The organism is Pseudomonas sp. CAU 1711 (genome assembly GCF_039888625.1).
Classification (GTDB): Bacteria; Pseudomonadota; Gammaproteobacteria; order Pseudomonadales; family Pseudomonadaceae; genus Aquipseudomonas.
Genome location: NZ_JBDQQT010000009.1, coordinates 15902 through 30582 on the forward strand (window position 1 = coordinate 15902; position 14681 = coordinate 30582).

At 66.8% G+C, this 14681-nt stretch carries 15 protein-coding genes; 12 read left to right on the forward strand and 3 right to left on the reverse strand.

The window, feature by feature from the left end; all coding sequences use genetic code 11:
- Positions 1-45: 45 nt before the first annotated feature.
- The 4 genes from minD (at position 46) to AAFN46_RS11585 (ending at position 3294) form a co-directional block, all read left to right on the forward strand.
- Positions 46-858: a septum site-determining protein MinD gene (minD, locus tag AAFN46_RS11570; protein ID WP_347808842.1), complete on the forward strand. Its 813-nt coding sequence runs from the start codon at positions 46-48 to the stop codon at positions 856-858.
- Positions 858-1112 carry a cell division topological specificity factor MinE gene (minE, locus tag AAFN46_RS11575; RefSeq protein WP_110682317.1) on the forward strand — a complete coding sequence of 85 codons (255 nt, stop codon included), beginning with the start codon at positions 858-860 and terminating at the stop codon, positions 1110-1112. Before minD ends, minE begins: the two co-directional genes overlap by 1 nt.
- A gap of 86 nt (positions 1113-1198) precedes the next feature.
- The gene (locus AAFN46_RS11580; protein ID WP_347808843.1) at positions 1199-1834 is read left to right on the forward strand and encodes an RluA family pseudouridine synthase; all 636 of its coding nucleotides are present in this window, start codon (positions 1199-1201) and stop codon (positions 1832-1834) included.
- Positions 1835-2004: 170 nt separating this feature from the next.
- Positions 2005-3294, forward strand: coding sequence for a M18 family aminopeptidase (locus AAFN46_RS11585; RefSeq protein WP_347808844.1), 1290 nt, complete (start codon positions 2005-2007; stop codon positions 3292-3294).
- Positions 3295-3305: 11 nt separating this feature from the next.
- On the opposite strand, the gene AAFN46_RS11590 is transcribed toward AAFN46_RS11585, so the two are convergent.
- Positions 3306-4268 carry a helix-turn-helix domain-containing protein gene (locus AAFN46_RS11590; RefSeq protein ID WP_347808845.1) on the reverse strand — a complete coding sequence of 321 codons (963 nt, stop codon included), beginning with the start codon at positions 4266-4268 and terminating at the stop codon, positions 3306-3308.
- An 84-nt stretch (positions 4269-4352) separates the two neighbouring features.
- Here AAFN46_RS11590 and AAFN46_RS11595 point away from each other — a divergent pair, with 84 nt between their 5' ends.
- A complete protein-coding gene (locus AAFN46_RS11595; protein ID WP_347808846.1) occupies positions 4353-5150 on the forward strand; it encodes an MBL fold metallo-hydrolase in 798 nt (265 codons plus the stop codon).
- Here the strand turns inward: AAFN46_RS11595 and AAFN46_RS11600 are convergent.
- Complete coding sequence (locus AAFN46_RS11600; RefSeq protein WP_347808847.1) at positions 5147-5863, reverse strand: UTRA domain-containing protein; 717 nt, start codon at positions 5861-5863, stop codon at positions 5147-5149. The genes AAFN46_RS11595 and AAFN46_RS11600 overlap by 4 nt on opposite strands.
- A gap of 298 nt (positions 5864-6161) precedes the next feature.
- On the opposite strand from AAFN46_RS11600, the gene AAFN46_RS11605 reads away from it, so the two are divergent.
- The 6 genes from AAFN46_RS11605 (at position 6162) to AAFN46_RS11630 (ending at position 11443) form a co-directional block, all read left to right on the forward strand.
- Positions 6162-7217 (forward strand): ABC transporter substrate-binding protein, encoded by a 1056-nt coding sequence (locus AAFN46_RS11605; protein WP_347808848.1) that lies wholly within the window; start codon positions 6162-6164, stop codon positions 7215-7217.
- Positions 7218-7302: 85 nt separating this feature from the next.
- Positions 7303-8109: an alkaline phosphatase family protein gene (locus AAFN46_RS11610; RefSeq protein ID WP_347808849.1), complete on the forward strand. Its 807-nt coding sequence runs from the start codon at positions 7303-7305 to the stop codon at positions 8107-8109.
- A 68-nt stretch (positions 8110-8177) separates the two neighbouring features.
- Positions 8178-9020, forward strand: coding sequence for an ABC transporter permease subunit (locus AAFN46_RS11615; RefSeq protein WP_347809021.1), 843 nt, complete (start codon positions 8178-8180; stop codon positions 9018-9020).
- The gene (locus AAFN46_RS11620; protein ID WP_347808850.1) at positions 9010-9804 is read left to right on the forward strand and encodes an ABC transporter permease subunit; all 795 of its coding nucleotides are present in this window, start codon (positions 9010-9012) and stop codon (positions 9802-9804) included. Before AAFN46_RS11615 ends, AAFN46_RS11620 begins: the two co-directional genes overlap by 11 nt.
- Positions 9801-10790, forward strand: coding sequence for an ABC transporter ATP-binding protein (locus AAFN46_RS11625; RefSeq protein WP_347808851.1), 990 nt, complete (start codon positions 9801-9803; stop codon positions 10788-10790). The genes AAFN46_RS11620 and AAFN46_RS11625 overlap by 4 nt, the downstream gene beginning before the upstream one ends.
- Positions 10790-11443, forward strand: a complete 654-nt coding sequence (locus tag AAFN46_RS11630) for an HAD family hydrolase (RefSeq protein ID WP_347808852.1) — start codon at positions 10790-10792, stop codon at positions 11441-11443. The genes AAFN46_RS11625 and AAFN46_RS11630 overlap by 1 nt, the downstream gene beginning before the upstream one ends.
- Before the next feature lies 1 nt (position 11444).
- Here AAFN46_RS11630 and AAFN46_RS11635 read toward each other — a convergent pair whose 3' ends face one another.
- Entirely contained in the window at positions 11445-12407 is a 963-nt protein-coding gene (locus AAFN46_RS11635) for an NAD(P)H-quinone oxidoreductase (protein ID WP_347808853.1), read from the reverse strand.
- 156 nt (positions 12408-12563) lie between these two features.
- Between AAFN46_RS11635 and AAFN46_RS11640 the strand changes: the two genes are divergently transcribed.
- Positions 12564-14642 carry a carboxy terminal-processing peptidase gene (locus AAFN46_RS11640; RefSeq protein WP_347808854.1) on the forward strand — a complete coding sequence of 693 codons (2079 nt, stop codon included), beginning with the start codon at positions 12564-12566 and terminating at the stop codon, positions 14640-14642.
- Positions 14643-14681 lie beyond the last annotated feature (39 nt).

A 14681-nucleotide genomic window follows, 5' to 3' on the forward strand; every position in this document is an offset into this window, starting at 1 on the left:
CGGCGCCGGATTTCCCGATTTTTCATATATTTGGGGTGAATCACCTTGGCCAAGATCCTCGTAGTCACTTCCGGCAAGGGCGGCGTGGGCAAAACCACCACCAGCGCCGCCATCGGCACCGGCCTCGCCCTGCGCGGCCACAAGACCGTCATCGTCGACTTCGACGTGGGCCTGCGTAACCTGGACCTGATCATGGGCTGCGAGCGCCGCGTGGTGTACGACTTCGTCAACGTGATCAACGGCGAAGCGAGCCTGACCCAGGCCCTGATCAAGGACAAGCGCCTGGAGAACCTCTACGTGCTGGCCGCCAGCCAGACCCGCGACAAGGAAGCGCTGACCAAGGAAGGCGTGGGCAAGGTCATCGACGAGCTGTCGCAGAACTTCGAATACGTGATCTGCGATTCGCCGGCCGGCATCGAGACCGGCGCGCACATGGCCATGTACTTCGCCGACGAGGCGATCGTCGTGACCAACCCGGAAGTCTCCTCGGTGCGCGACTCCGACCGCATGCTCGGCCTGTTGGCCAGCAAGTCGCGCCGCGCCGAGCAGGGCCTGGAGCCGATCCGCGAGCGCCTGCTGCTGACCCGCTACAACCCCGAGCGCGTGACCAAGGGCGAGATGCTCGGCGTCGAGGACGTCGAGGAGATCCTCGCCATCAACCTGCTCGGCGTGATTCCGGAGTCGCAGGCCGTGCTCAAGGCCTCCAACCAGGGCGTGCCGGTCATCCTCGACGACCAGAGCGATGCCGGCCAGGCTTACAGCGACGCCGTCGACCGCCTGCTGGGCAAGGACGTGCCCCATCGCTTCCTCGACGTACAGAAGAAAGGACTCATGCAACGTCTGTTTGGAGCGCGCTAATGAATATTTTCGACTTCTTTCGTGAACGCAAGAAGGAAACCCCTGCGTCCATCGCGAAAGAGCGTCTGTCGATCATCGTCGCCCACGAGCGCGGCCAGCGCAGCCAGCCGGACTACCTGCCGGCGCTGCAGAAGGAGCTGGTCGAGGTGATCCGCAAGTACGTCAAGATCGACCAGGATCAGGTGCACGTGGCGCTGGAGAACCAGGGCAGCTGCTCCATTCTGGAACTCAACATCACCCTGCCGGATCGCTGAGATCCACCCTCTCCCACCGGGAGAGGGTCGGGGTGAGGGAACGGCGGCCGAGGCCGCCGTTTTCTTTTTATCGCCGTGGAATGCCCATGCCGCTGTCGAATATCCAGATCCTCCACCAGGACGCCGCCCTGCTGGTGATCAACAAGCCCACCCTGCTGCTCTCGGTGCCCGGTCGCGCCGAGGACAACCGCGACTGCCTGGTGACCCGCCTGCAGGAGAACGGTTACCCCGAGGCGCGCATCGTCCACCGCCTGGACTGGGAGACCAGCGGCATCATCGTCCTGGCCCGCGATGCCGACAGCCACCGCGAGCTGTCGCGCCAGTTCCACGACCGCGAGACCGAGAAGGCCTACACCGCCCTATGCTGGGGCCAGCCCGAGCTCGATAGTGGCAGCATCGAGCTGCCGCTGCGCTACGACCCACCGACCAAGCCGCGCCACGTGGTCGACCATGAGCAGGGCAAGCACGCCCTGACCTTCTGGCGCGTGATCGAACGCTGCGGCCACTACTGCCGGGTGGAGCTGACCCCCATCACCGGCCGCTCGCACCAGTTGCGCGTGCACATGCTGTCCATCGGCCACCCACTGCTCGGCGACCGCCTGTACGCCCACGACGAGGCCCTGGCCGCCCATGAGCGCCTGTGCCTGCACGCCAGCATGCTCAGCCTGACCCACCCGCAGACCGGCCAGCGCCTGCGCTTCGAGTGCCCGGCGCCGTTCTGATCCCCCTCGAACCGTACGACCAGCCGTAGTCCGGATACAATCCGGGTCCACTGCTGCCTGCCTCCCGGATTGCATCGGGGCTACGCGCCCTTGCCCTCCGCTCGGAGAGGGAGTCTCCTGCCGCCAGCCCGAATCCGATAAACTCGGGGCATTGCTGTCCGGAGTCCGTTATGCGCGCAGAGTTGAACCAGGGCCTGATCGATTTCCTCAAGGCCTCGCCCACCCCCTTCCACGCCACCCGCAGCCTGGCCCAGCGCCTGCAGGCCGCCGGTTTCCGCCCGCTGGACGAGCGCGAGCCCTGGCACCTGGAGCCCGGTGGCCGCTACTACGTGACCCGCAACGACTCCTCGCTCATCGCCCTGCGCCTGGGCAAGCGCCCCGCGCTGGACGGTGGCCTGCGCCTGGTCGGCGCGCATACCGACAGCCCCTGCCTGCGCGTCAAGCCGCAGCCGGAGCTGCAGCGCCAGGACTTCTTCCAGCTCGGCGTGGAGGTCTACGGCGGCGCCCTGCTCGCTCCCTGGTTCGACCGCGACCTGTCGCTGGCCGGGCGCGTCACCTTCCGCGAGGGCGGCAAGGTGCAGAGCCTGCTGATCGACTTCGAGCAACCCATCGCGGTGATCCCCAACCTGGCCATCCACCTCAACCGCGAGGCCAACCAGGGCTGGGCGATCAACCCGCAGACCGAGCTGCCGCCGATCCTGGCGCAGGTCTCGGGCGACGACAAGCTCGATTTCCGCGCCCTGCTCACCGCCCGCCTGGCCGAGGAACACGGCATCAGCGCCGACGCGGTGCTGGACTACGAGCTGAGCTTCTACGACACCCAGGGCGCGGCGCTGATCGGCCTCAACCAGGAGTTCATCGCCGGCGCGCGCCTGGACAACCTGCTGTCCTGCTATGCCGGCCTGCAGGCGCTGCTCACCGCCGAGGGCGACGAGAGCTGCGTGCTGGTGTGCACCGACCACGAGGAGATCGGCTCCTGCTCGGCCTGCGGCGCCGACGGCCCGTTCCTCGAACAGGTGCTGCGCCGCGCGCTGCCGGAGGGCGACGGTTTCGTGCGCACCATCCAGAAATCCCTGCTGGTGTCGGCCGACAACGCCCACGGCGTGCACCCCAACTACGCCGACAAGCACGACGGCAACCACGGCCCGAAGCTCAACGCCGGCCCGGTGATCAAGGTCAACAGCAACCAGCGCTACGCCACCAACAGCGAGACCGCCGGCTTCTTCCGCCACCTGTGCCTGGCCGAGGAAGTGCCGGTGCAAAGTTTCGTGGTGCGCAGCGACATGGGCTGCGGCTCGACCATCGGCCCGCTCACCGCCAGCCAGCTGGGCGTGCGTACCGTGGACATCGGCCTGCCGACCTTCGCCATGCACTCCATCCGCGAGCTGGCCGGCAGCCAGGATCTGGCCCACCTGGTGAAAGTGCTCAGCGCCTTCTACGCCAGCGCCGAGCTGGCCTGAACCGCTCCGGGCTAGAGCCTGAAACTCTGCCGGTAGGCCAGCGGGGTCATGCCGGTGACCCGCTTGAAGGTGCGGCGGAAGCTGGACTCATCGGCGAAACCCAGCGCCTCGCTGATCAGCGCGACCGATTCCGAGGTCAGGATCAACCGCTCCCCGGCCTGGTTGAGTTTGATCAGCCGCACATGCTCGGCCAGCGCGTGACCGGTCAGCGCCTTGACCTTGCGCGCCAGGGTGCGGCCGCTCAGCGCCAACTCCTGCGCCAGCTGTTCGGCCGCCAGCAGACGTGCCGGATGGCGCTCCACCAGCAGCCGCAACCGACGCAGCAATGGGTCGCTCTGCTCCGTCATATCCAGGGCGCGAAACACCGGGGCGGCCGGCTCCGGCCGTGGCAGCACCATCATCCGCGACAGCTCGCGATAGGCCTCGGCGCCCAGCCGCTCCTCGATCAACGCCCGGGCGATCGGCAGATAGCCACTGACACCGGAGGCGGTAGCGACTCGCGTCCCGAACAGCTGGGTGCGCTGGAACTGCCAGTCGACCCCGGGGAAGCGCGCCCGCAGGCTGTCCGCCAGCCACCAGGTGGCGGTGGCCTCCTCGCCATCCAACCGGCCACTGGCCGCCAGCAGGCACACGCCGGTGCAATAGCTCCACAGTCGCGTCCTGCGACTCAGGCGCGACAAGCCGTGCAACAACGCGCGGCTACGCTCCAGCGCCTGCGCCACCCGCGCCTCGTTGTCCGCCCATAGCCCCGGAACCAGCACGGCGTCGCAGCGCGCCTCGGCCAGCGCGGCCTGCGGCTGCAGCCGCAGGCCATGGGCGCATTCGACCGCCTGCAGATCCTGGCCGATCCAGCGCAGCTCGAAATGGCGCTTTCCGCTCTGCTGATTGGCGGCCGACAGCAGGTCGGCGAAGGCGAACAGGCCGGCGGGCATGCAGCCGGGGTAGAGCAGCAGCCCTATGGTCTGACTTGGCATGAAATGTCCGCTTTATGGCAATTCATGCCATGCTCGCCCGAGCGGGAAATTTTCACAATGGCCACACCTGAATCGGAGGCCATCATGAAGATCACCCAGTTGCGCAACGCCACCCTCATCGTCCAGTTCGGCGATATCCACCTGTTGGTGGACCCCATGCTATCCCCACGCGGCCAACTGCCGTCGCTCAAACTCATAACCCGCTCGCGCCGCCGCAACCCGCTGATCGAGCTGCCGGAAAATGCCGGTGAACATCTGCAGCGGGTGACCCACTGCCTGATCACCCACTGTCAGAAGGGTCACTTCGACCACCTCGACCGCGCCGCCGTGCGCTGGCTGCGCGAACGCGGCACGCCGGTATTGTGCATGGCGCAAGACGTCGCCTACCTGCGCCGGCTGCGGCTGAACGTGCGGGAGCTGGCGAGCGATCAGGACGGCGCCTTCTTCGGCGGCAGCGTGCGCGCCATCCCCTGCCTGCACGGCGAAGGTTTCGTCGGCCGGTTGATGGCCCACGGTCATGGTTACTTCATCCGCATTCCCGGCGAGCCCAGCCTGTATCTGGCCGGCGACACCCTACTGACCGAGGATGTCCGCCACTGCCTGGCGGAACTGCAACCCGAGGTCAGCGTGCTGCCGGCCGGTGGCGCCGAGTTCGATATCGGTGGCCCGATCATCATGGGCCAGGCGGACATCCTGAGCGCACTACGCCTCAGCCGTGGCGTGGTGATCGCCAACCACCTGGAGGCGCTGGATCACTGCCCGGTAACCCGAGCCGAACTGGAGGCGGAAGCGGCACTGCTGCGGTTGGGTGAGCGACTGCGAGTGCCGCAGGATGGCGAGACGCTGGAGTTCCCTGGCTCCGCCCGCGCGGATGCGGCCTAGTCCGGCACTTCCACACGCACCCGCACCGCATCGTGGCGCCAGTACTCCACGTCGCAGTCGATGATGCGCCCGTGCTGGTCGCGGTTGACCCGGGTGATGCACAGCGCCGGGCTGCCCGCTGTCGCCTTGAGGCCGAGCGCCGCCTCGGCCGGCAGCGCCGTGGGCAGGATGTCGAAGGCGACCCGGCCGTAGCGGATGTCGTACTGGCGCTCGTACATCTCGGTCAGCGAGGCGGTCAGGTCGTTGTCGAGGATGCCGGGAAAATAGGCCGGATTGAGGTAGTGCTCGACGTACAGCACCAGGCGTCCGTCGATGCGCCGCACCCGCCTTATTTGCAGTACTGCCGACAGTGCCGGCAGCTCCAGGCGTTCGCAGATATCCGCCGGCGCCGGCATGCTGCGCGCGCTGATCAGCTCGGTGGAGGGCACTCGCCGCTGCTCGCTGACCATGGCATGGAAGTGGCTGCGCACCAGCGGGTTGTAGTCCAGCCGGCGCGGCGAGACGAACCAGCCGCGGCGCTCCTCGCGGTAGATCAACCCCTCCGACTCCAGTTGCCCGAGCGCCTCGCGCAGGGTGATGCGGGTGGTCTCGAACAGCTCGCTGAGCTTGCGCTCGGCCGGCAGCTTGCCGCCCTGGGGCAACAGGCCGTGATCGATCTGCTCCTGCAGGGCGCGGCAGATCGCGGTGACGGTACGAGGCGCCTCTTCGCGCATGTAACTCTCCATTCTGGAATAGACCAACACCGCAACGGTGCCTGAACGGCCATGCTAGGCAGCCTAGATGACCGATAGATGACAGCCCCAGAGCCCGCCATCGCGCTGCATGCCTTGTGCCATAGCGCATAGATTCATGCAAAAGAAATCAGCCACTTAGCCATGGTCTACGCTTTCCTGCGCGACGCTCAGGACGCAGATCGCCGCGCGTTCGCCATAAAAGCGTCACAAAAGGCCTCTAGATTTGGCCTGCGTCTTGCTGATCTAGACCAACCTTTCACCTGACAAGGAGCTCCACATGAAACGCCTGCTGCTGGCTTCACTGCTGGGATCGGCCGTCATCCTGGGTAACCAGGCCATGGCCAACGAGGACTTGAAAGCACTGGAACAAGCCGCCCGCGCCGAGGGCGAAGTCAACAGCGTCGGCATGCCCGACAGCTGGGCCAACTGGAAAGACACCTGGGCCGACCTGGGCAAGCTCTACGGTCTCAAGCACATGGACACCGACATGAGCTCGGCCCAGGAGATCGCCAAGTTCGAGGCCGAGAAGGACAACGCCACCGCCGATATCGGTGACGTCGGTGCGGCCTTCGGCCCCATCGCGGTGCAGAAGGGTGTTACCCAAGCCTACAAACCGAGCACCTGGGAGCAGATCCCGGCCTGGGCCAAGGACCAGGACGGCCACTGGATGCTGGCCTATACCGGCTCCATCGCCTTCATCGTCAACAAGAACCTGGTCAAGGAAGCGCCCAAGTCCTGGGCCGACCTGAAGCAGGGCAAGTACAAGGTCGCCATCGGTGACGTCAGCGCCGCCGCCCAGGCGGTCAACGGCGTGCTGGCCGCCGCCATCGCCAACGGCGGCGACGAGAAGAACATCCAGCCGGGCCTGGACTTCTTCGCCGAGATCGCAAAGCAGGGCCGCCTGTCGCTGTCCAACCCGACCATCCAGACCCTGGAAAAAGGCGAAGTGGAAGTCGGCGTGGTGTGGGACTTCAACGGCCTGTCCTACCGCGACCAGATCGACCCGAGCCGCTTCGAGGTGCTGATCCCGGCCGATGGTTCGGTGATCTCCGGCTACAGCACCGTCATCAACAAGTACGCCAAGCACCCCAACGCGGCCAAGCTGGCGCGCGAGTACATCCTCAGCGACGCCGGCCAGATCAACCTGGCCAAGGGCAATGCCCGGCCGATCCGCGCCGAGCACCTGACCCTGCCGGCCGAGGTGCAGGCCAAGCTGCTGCCCAACGAGCAGTACGCCAAGGTCCAGCCGATCAAAGATGCCGCCGCCTGGGAAACCACGGCCAAGGCGCTGCCGCAGCTGTGGCAGGAAAACGTGATCATCGAAATGCAGTAACCGGAACGCGGGGCGGCGCTCTTATCCCCTCTCCCACAAGTGGGCGAGGGGAGTAGAGCCGCCCCGCTTTCGCCAAGGAACCCCGATGAAGCGCAAAGTCATCCTGGTGTTGCTCGACGGCCTCAACTTCGAGGTCGCCAGCCACGCCCTGGGCCACCTGTACGCCTATCGCAATGCCGGTCGCGCCCAACTGTACAAACTCGAATGCGAGTTGCCGGCGCTGTCGCGCCCACTCTACGAGTGCATCCTCACCGGTGTGGCGCCGATCGACAGCGGCGTGGTGCACAACGATGTAGTGCGCCTGTCCAACCAGCGCAGCGTGTTCCATTACGCCCGCGACGCCGGCCTGACCACTGCCGCCGCGGCCTACCACTGGGTCAGCGAGCTGTACAACCGCGCGCCCTTCGTCAGCACCCGCGACCGCCTGACCAGCGACGCCAGCCTGCCGATCCAGCACGGCCTGTTTTACTGGGCCGACCATTATCCGGATTCGCACCTGTTCGCCGATGCCGAGAGCCTGCGCCTGGCGCACAGCCCGGACTTCCTGCTGGTGCACCCGATGAACATCGACGACGCCGGCCATCGCCATGGCGGCCAGTCGCCCGAATACCGCAACGCCGCGCGGCGCGCCGATGTGATTCTCGCCGACTATCTGCAGCGCTGGCTCGACGCCGGCTATCAGGTGCTGGTGACCGCCGACCACGGCATGAACGTGGATCGCTCGCACAACGGCCTGCTGCCCGAGGAGCGCGAGGTGCCGCTGCTGGTGCTGGGCGACGCCTTCAGCCTCGACCCGCACGCCGCGCCGCGCCAGACCGAAATCTGCGGAACCCTCTGCGCCCTGCTCGGTGCGGCCCACGACAAAACCCTGTGCAAGGAACTGCTCAAATGAATGCCTCACTCGAACCAGGCGCCGAGCTGGCCGAGGCAAAGCCGAGCCGGGCCGCCGCGCATACGCGTCTGTCGCCACGCCTCAAGAGCAAGTGGCTGGCGCTGCTCTGCGTACTGCCCTTCGCCGTCTTCTTCTTCGCCTTCCAGGTGGCGCCGCTGCTGTGGGTCGCCACCCATAGCCTGATCGTCGACGGCAGCTGGAGCCTGGCCAACTTCGCCAAGATCTTCTCGTCCAAGTTCTACCTGCAGGCCATCAAGCACAGCCTGCAGATCGCCTTCTGGTCGAGCCTGTTCGGCATCACCATCGCCATCCTCGGCAGCTACTCGCTGCGCCAGGTGGATTCGAAGCTGCGCGACTTCGTCATGGCCTTCTCCAACATGACCAGCAACTTCGCCGGGGTGCCGCTGGCGTTCGCCTTCATCATCCTGCTCGGTTTCAACGGCGCGCTGACCCTGCTGCTCAAGCAGGCCGGGATCATCGAAGACTTCAACCTCTACTCCAAGACCGGCCTGATCGTGCTCTACACCTACTTCCAGATCCCCCTGGGCGTGCTGCTGCTCTACCCGGCCTTCGACGCCCTGCGCCAGGACTGGCGCGAGTCGGCCCAGCTGCTCGGCGCAGGAGCCTGGGACTTCTGGCGGCATATCGGCCTGCCGGTGCTGACCCCGGCGCTGCTCGGCACCTTCGTCATCCTGCTGGCCAACGCCCTGGGCGCCTACGCCACCGTGTACTACCTGACCACCGGCAACTTCAACGTGATGCCGATCCGCATCGCCGGCCTGGTGGCCGGCGACATCAACCTCGACGCCAACCTGGCCAGCGCCCTGGCCATGGTGCTGGTCGGCCTGATGGCACTGATCACCCTGGTGCACCAGTGGCTGCTGCGCAGGAGCTATCACGATGCGCGCTGAGACCAAGCCCGTCGCCCTCTACCACCGCGTGGTGGTCTGGCTGCTGTTTCTGATCCTGCTGCTGCCGCTGGCGGCCACCCTGCTCTACTCGCTGTCCACCAGCTGGGGCGCGACCGTGCTGCCGGACGGCCTGACCTTCAAGTGGTACCTGGCGCTGTGGAGCGACGCACGCTTCCTCGCCGCCTTCGGCCAGTCGCTGCTGGTGTGCCTGGGCGCGCTGCTGCTGGCGGTGTTGCTGATCCTGCCGCTGCTGTTCGTGGTGCACTACCACTTCCCCAAGCTGGACGCGCTGATGAACATCCTCATCCTGCTGCCCTTCGCCGTGCCGCCGGTGGTGTCCTCGGTGGGCCTGCTGCAGGTGTACGGCTCGGGGCCGCTGGCCATGGTCGGCACGCCGTGGATCCTGATCGGCTGCTACTTCACCGTGGCCCTGCCGTTCATGTACCGCGCCATAACGAACAACTTACAAGCGATCAATCTGCGCGACCTGATGGACGCCGCCCACCTGCTCGGCGCCAGCAGCTGGAAGGCCGCCCTGCTGGTGGTGCTGCCCAACCTGCGCAAGGGTCTGATGGTCTCGCTGTTCCTCTCCTTCAGCTTCCTGTTCGGCGAGTTCGTCTTCGCCAACCTGCTGGTCGGCACCCGCTACGAGACCCTGCAGGTGTACCTGAACAACATGCGCAACAGCAGCGGCCACTTCAACAGCGCCCTGGTCATCTCCTACTTCTTCTTCGTACTGGTCTTCACCTGGGCGGCCACCCGCCTGAATAAGGACAAGGCATGAGTTACCTTTCCATCCGCAATCTGCACAAGAGCTACGGCAGCACCTCGATCTTCAGCGATATCGACTGCGAGATCGAACAGGGCGAGTTCGTTACCCTGCTCGGCCCCTCCGGCTGCGGCAAATCCACCCTGCTGCGCTGCATCGCCGGCCTCACCGAGGTGGATGGCGGGCAGATCCTCCTGGACGGCCAGGACCTGGTGCCGCTGGCGCCGCAGAAGCGCGGCATCGGCATGGTGTTCCAGAGCTACGCGCTGTTTCCCAACATGACGGTGGCGCAGAACGTCGCCTTCGGCCTGCGCATGCAGAAGGTGGCCAAGGCCGAGATCGCCCAGCGCGTCGACGAGGTGCTGCGCCTGGTGGAGCTGCGCGACTTTGCCGAGCGCTATCCGCACCAGCTCTCCGGCGGCCAGTGCCAGCGCGTGGCCCTGGCCCGTTCGCTGGTCACCCGTCCGCGCCTGCTGCTGCTCGACGAGCCGCTGTCGGCCCTCGACGCGCGCATCCGCAAGCACCTGCGCGAGCAGATTCGCGCCATCCAGCAGGAGCTGGGGCTGACCACCCTGTTCGTCACCCACGATCAGGAAGAGGCGCTGACCATGAGCGACCGCATCTGTCTGATGAACGCCGGCAAGATAGTCCAGAGCGGCGATGCCGAATCCCTCTATACCGCACCGGTCGATGCCTTCGCCGCCGGCTTTATCGGCAACTACAACCTGCTCGAGGCGGACAGCGCCAGCCGCCTGCTGCTGCGCCCGGTGAGCGGGCGTATCGCCATTCGCCCCGAGGCCATTCAGCTGCACGACGGCGGCGCCATCGCCGCCGAAGTCCTCGGCCACAGCCTGCTGGGCAACGTGATCCGCTATCGGGTGCAGGCCAACGGCGTGGAGCTGCTGGTGGACGTGCTCAATCGCAGCGAACGCGAACTGATCGGCAAGGGTCAGTGCATCGGTCTGTCCATCGACGCCAACGCGATCCGGGAGGTGGCCTGATGGCCCTGGCGATCTTCGACCTCGACGAGACCCTGATCCACGGCGACTGCGCCTCGCTGTGGGCCGAGCGCATGGTCGACCTGCAGTGGGTCGACCGCGACAGCTTCCTGGCCCGCGAGCAGGAACTGATGACTCTCTACTCCCAGGGCAAGCTGGCCATGGAGGACTACATGGCCTTCACCCTGTCGCCCCTGGTGGGGCGCACGCCGGAGGAAGTGGCTTTTGTCGTCGAGCCCTTCGTCGAGGATGTGATCGAGCCGATCATCTACAGCGACGCCATGCGCTGCCTGGCCAGCCACCGCGCCGCCGGCGACCGCCTGCTGATCATCTCCGCCTCAGCGCACTTCCTGGTCAGCGCCATCGGCGAGCGCCTGGGCGTCGAGGAGGTGCTGGCCATCGACTGCGAGCTGCAGCACGGCTGCTACAGCGGCCGCACCCAGGGCGTGCTGACCTACCGCGAAGGCAAGGTCACCCGCCTCGCCGCCTGGCTACAAGCCGAGGGCGAGAGCCTCGACGACGCGCATTTCTACTCGGACTCGCGCAACGACCTGCCGCTGCTGGAGAAAGTGCCGCACCCGCATGTGGTCAATCCCGACCCGACGCTGCTCACGGAGGCCGAGCGGCAGGGCTGGGACATCCTGGCCTGGCGCTGAGTCAGCTCAGCGTCTCGTCGATCAGCAGCACCAGCTTGCCGCTAACCTGGTTGCTGGCCAGTGCGGCAAAGGCCGCTTCGGCGTCCTTGGCCGCATAGGCACGCTCCAGCTGCGGCCTGAGTCGGCCCTCGGCGAACAGCGGCCAGACGTGGTGCTGCAGATCCGCCATCAGCTCGGCCTTGAACTGCTCGTCGCGGTTGCGCAGGGTCGAGCCGGTCAGCTGGATGCGCTTGCCCAGCAGCAACGCCATGTCCAGCTGGGCCTTGCTGCCGCCCATCAAACCGATGCACACCCAGCGCCCGTCGCGCGCCAGCAACTGCAGATTGAGCTCGGCATAGCTGGCCCCGACCGGGTCGAGAATCGCATCGAAGGGGGCGAAGTCGCGCAGGCTCTCCAGATCCTCGCCGCGGACGACGCCACCCTGGGCACCGAGTCCCTCGCAGTAGGCCAGGCGCTCGGCCGAGCCGACGCTGACCCAGCAGGGGTTACCGAAGGCCTTGCACAGCTGGATTGCCGCCGAGCCGACACCGCTGGCGCCGGCGTGCAGCAGCACCTTCTCGCCCGGCTTGAGCGCCGCCAGCTGGAACAGGTTGAGCCAGGCCGTGGCGTACACCTCGGGCAGCGCCGCCGCCTCGGTCAGGCTCAGGCCCTCCGGCACCGGCAGCACATGGCGGGCATCGACCACCACCTCCTCGGCCATGCCGCCGCCGGCCAGCAGCGCGCAGACCCGCTCGCCCACGCGCCAGGGGCTGCCGGCGCCCACCTCGCTGATCAGCCCCGCGCACTCCAGCCCGAGTATGTCGCTGGCCCCCGGTGGTGGCGGGTAGTGCCCGGCTCGCTGCAGCAGGTCGGCACGGTTCAGCCCCGCCGCCGCCACGCGAATGCGTACCTGGCCCACATCGCAGCCCGGCGTGGGGCGCTGCGCCCACTCCAGCTGCCCCTCGACGCCTTGCAATGCCCTCATGCTGCCTCCATAGTGAACGAGTCCCCGGCGCAGACAGCGCGCGGCTCTGCGCCGCCTGCCGCCGGGCCTGTGCATTTCGCCGTCCGGCTCCCACGGAACCGAGGCCCTTCAAGACGACCTAATATGCGTTATCACTTGCCCTCGCGTCGAACCACCATGCAGAGATTCCTCCCCGCTACCGCCCTGGCCCTGCTACTCGGGCTTCATGCACTGCCCGCCGCCGCCAAGGCCACCGCGGAGAACTGGACCTACCTGCAGCCGGACCGCGAGCAGGTGATCGCCAGCCTCAACGTGGTCGAGCTGCTCAAGCGCCACCACTACAACAAGCCGCCCCTCGACGATGCCCGCTCGGCGAAGATCTACGAGGGCTACCTGAAGATGCTCGACCCGGCGCGCAGCTACTTCACCGCCGCCGACATCGCCCAGTTCGACCGCTGGCGCAACAAGTTCGACGACCTGCTCAAGAGCGGCGACCTGGAGCCCGGCTTCCTGATCTACCGCACCTACCTGCAACGCGCCGAGGAGCGCCTCGACCATGTCGACGCCCTGCTTGCCGCCGGCGTCGAGCAGTTCGACTTCGGCATCGACGAGAGTCTGCTGGTGGACCGCGAGAGCGCGCCCTGGGCCAAGGACCAGGCCGAGCTGGACGACCTCTGGCGCAAGCGCCTGAAGGACGAAGTACTGCGCCTGAAGATCGCCGGCAAGGACAGCCAGGCCATCCAGGAGCTGCTGCACAAGCGTTACAAGAACCAGCGCAAGCGCCTGTCGCAAACCCGCGGCGAGGACGTGTTCCAGGCCTACATCAACGCCTTCGCGCAGACCTACGACCCGCACACCAACTACCTCTCCCCGGACAACGCGGAGAACTTCGACATCAACATGAGCCTGTCGCTGGAAGGCATAGGCGCCGTGCTGCAGACCGACAACGAGTACGTCAAGGTGGTGCGCCTGGTGCCGGCCGGCCCGGCCGAGAAGAGCAAGCTGATCGCCCCGGCGGACAAGATCATCGGCGTGGCCCAGGGCGACAGGGAGATGGTCGACGTGATCGGCTGGCGCCTGGACGAAGTGGTCAAGCTGATCCGCGGCCCGAAAGGCTCCAAGGTGCGCCTGGAGGTGATCCCGGCCAGCAACGCCCCGAGCGACCAGACCAGCAAGGTGGTCACCATCGTCCGCGAGGCGGTCAAGCTGGAGGAACAGGCCGCGCAGAAGTCGGTGCTCAAGCTGCAGCACGAGGGCCGCGAGTACAAGCTCGGGGTGATCAAGGTCCCGGCCTTCTACCTGGACTTCAAGGCCTACCGCGCCCAGGACTCCAACTACAAGAGCACCACCCGCGACGTGAAGCGCCTGCTCGGCGAGCTGAAGCAGGAGAAGGTCGATGGCGTGGTCATCGACCTGCGCGACAACGGCGGCGGCTCCCTGCAGGAAGCCACCGAGCTGACCGGCCTGTTCATCGACCAGGGCCCGACCGTGCTGGTGCGCAACAGCGATGGCCGCGTCGACGTGCTGGCCGACGAGGAGCCCGGGGTGTTCTACGACGGCCCGCTGGCCGTGCTGGTGGACCGCCTGTCCGCCTCCGCCTCGGAGATCTTCGCCGGCGCCATGCAGGACTACCACCGCGCCCTGATCCTCGGCGGCCAGACCTTCGGCAAGGGCACGGTGCAGACCATCCAGCCGCTCAATCACGGCGAGCTGAAGCTGACCCTAGCCAAGTTCTACCGCGTCTCCGGGCAGAGCACCCAGCACCAGGGCGTGCTGCCGGACATCGCCTACCCGGACATAGTCGACACCCAGGAGATCGGCGAGAGCGCCCTGCCCGAGGCCATGCCCTGGGACAGCATCAAGCCGGCCGTGCGCCCGGACAGCAACCCCTACAAGCCCTTCCTCGCCGAGCTCAAGGCGCGCCATGAGTCGCGCACCGCCGGCAACCCGGACTTCGTCTTCACCCGCGAACGCCTGGCCCTGAGCCAGGAACTGATGGCCGAGACCAGCGTCAGCCTCAACGAGGACAAGCGCCGCGCCCAGCACGCCGCCATCGAACAGCGCCAGCTGGCGCTGGAGAACGCCAAGCGCAAGGCCAAGGGCGAGGAGCTGCTCAAGGAGATCAAGGCCGAGGACGAGGACGCCGCGCCGGCCGAACCGGAGAAGACCAAGCCGGAAGACGACGCCTACCTGACCGAGAGCGGGCGCATCCTGCTCGACTACCTGGGCCTGGAAGCCACGCTGGCCAAGCACTGATGTAATCAAACCGTCATCGCCTTGTCGTGAAATGAAGGC

Coding starts and splice junctions, on each gene's coding strand:
- minE (WP_110682317.1), top strand. CDS start 858: ATGAATATTTTCGACTTCTTTCGTGAACGCAAGAAGGAAACCCCTGCG.
- AAFN46_RS11580 (WP_347808843.1), top strand. CDS start 1,199: ATGCCGCTGTCGAATATCCAGATCCTCCACCAGGACGCCGCCCTGCTG.
- AAFN46_RS11585 (WP_347808844.1), top strand. CDS start 2,005: ATGCGCGCAGAGTTGAACCAGGGCCTGATCGATTTCCTCAAGGCCTCG.
- AAFN46_RS11590 (WP_347808845.1), bottom strand. CDS start 4,268: ATGCCAAGTCAGACCATAGGGCTGCTGCTCTACCCCGGCTGCATGCCC.
- AAFN46_RS11595 (WP_347808846.1), top strand. CDS start 4,353: ATGAAGATCACCCAGTTGCGCAACGCCACCCTCATCGTCCAGTTCGGC.
- AAFN46_RS11600 (WP_347808847.1), bottom strand. CDS start 5,863: ATGCGCGAAGAGGCGCCTCGTACCGTCACCGCGATCTGCCGCGCCCTG.
- AAFN46_RS11605 (WP_347808848.1), top strand. CDS start 6,162: ATGAAACGCCTGCTGCTGGCTTCACTGCTGGGATCGGCCGTCATCCTG.
- AAFN46_RS11610 (WP_347808849.1), top strand. CDS start 7,303: ATGAAGCGCAAAGTCATCCTGGTGTTGCTCGACGGCCTCAACTTCGAG.
- AAFN46_RS11620 (WP_347808850.1), top strand. CDS start 9,010: ATGCGCGCTGAGACCAAGCCCGTCGCCCTCTACCACCGCGTGGTGGTC.
- AAFN46_RS11625 (WP_347808851.1), top strand. CDS start 9,801: ATGAGTTACCTTTCCATCCGCAATCTGCACAAGAGCTACGGCAGCACC.
- AAFN46_RS11630 (WP_347808852.1), top strand. CDS start 10,790: ATGGCCCTGGCGATCTTCGACCTCGACGAGACCCTGATCCACGGCGAC.
- AAFN46_RS11635 (WP_347808853.1), bottom strand. CDS start 12,407: ATGAGGGCATTGCAAGGCGTCGAGGGGCAGCTGGAGTGGGCGCAGCGC.
- AAFN46_RS11640 (WP_347808854.1), top strand. CDS start 12,564: ATGCAGAGATTCCTCCCCGCTACCGCCCTGGCCCTGCTACTCGGGCTT.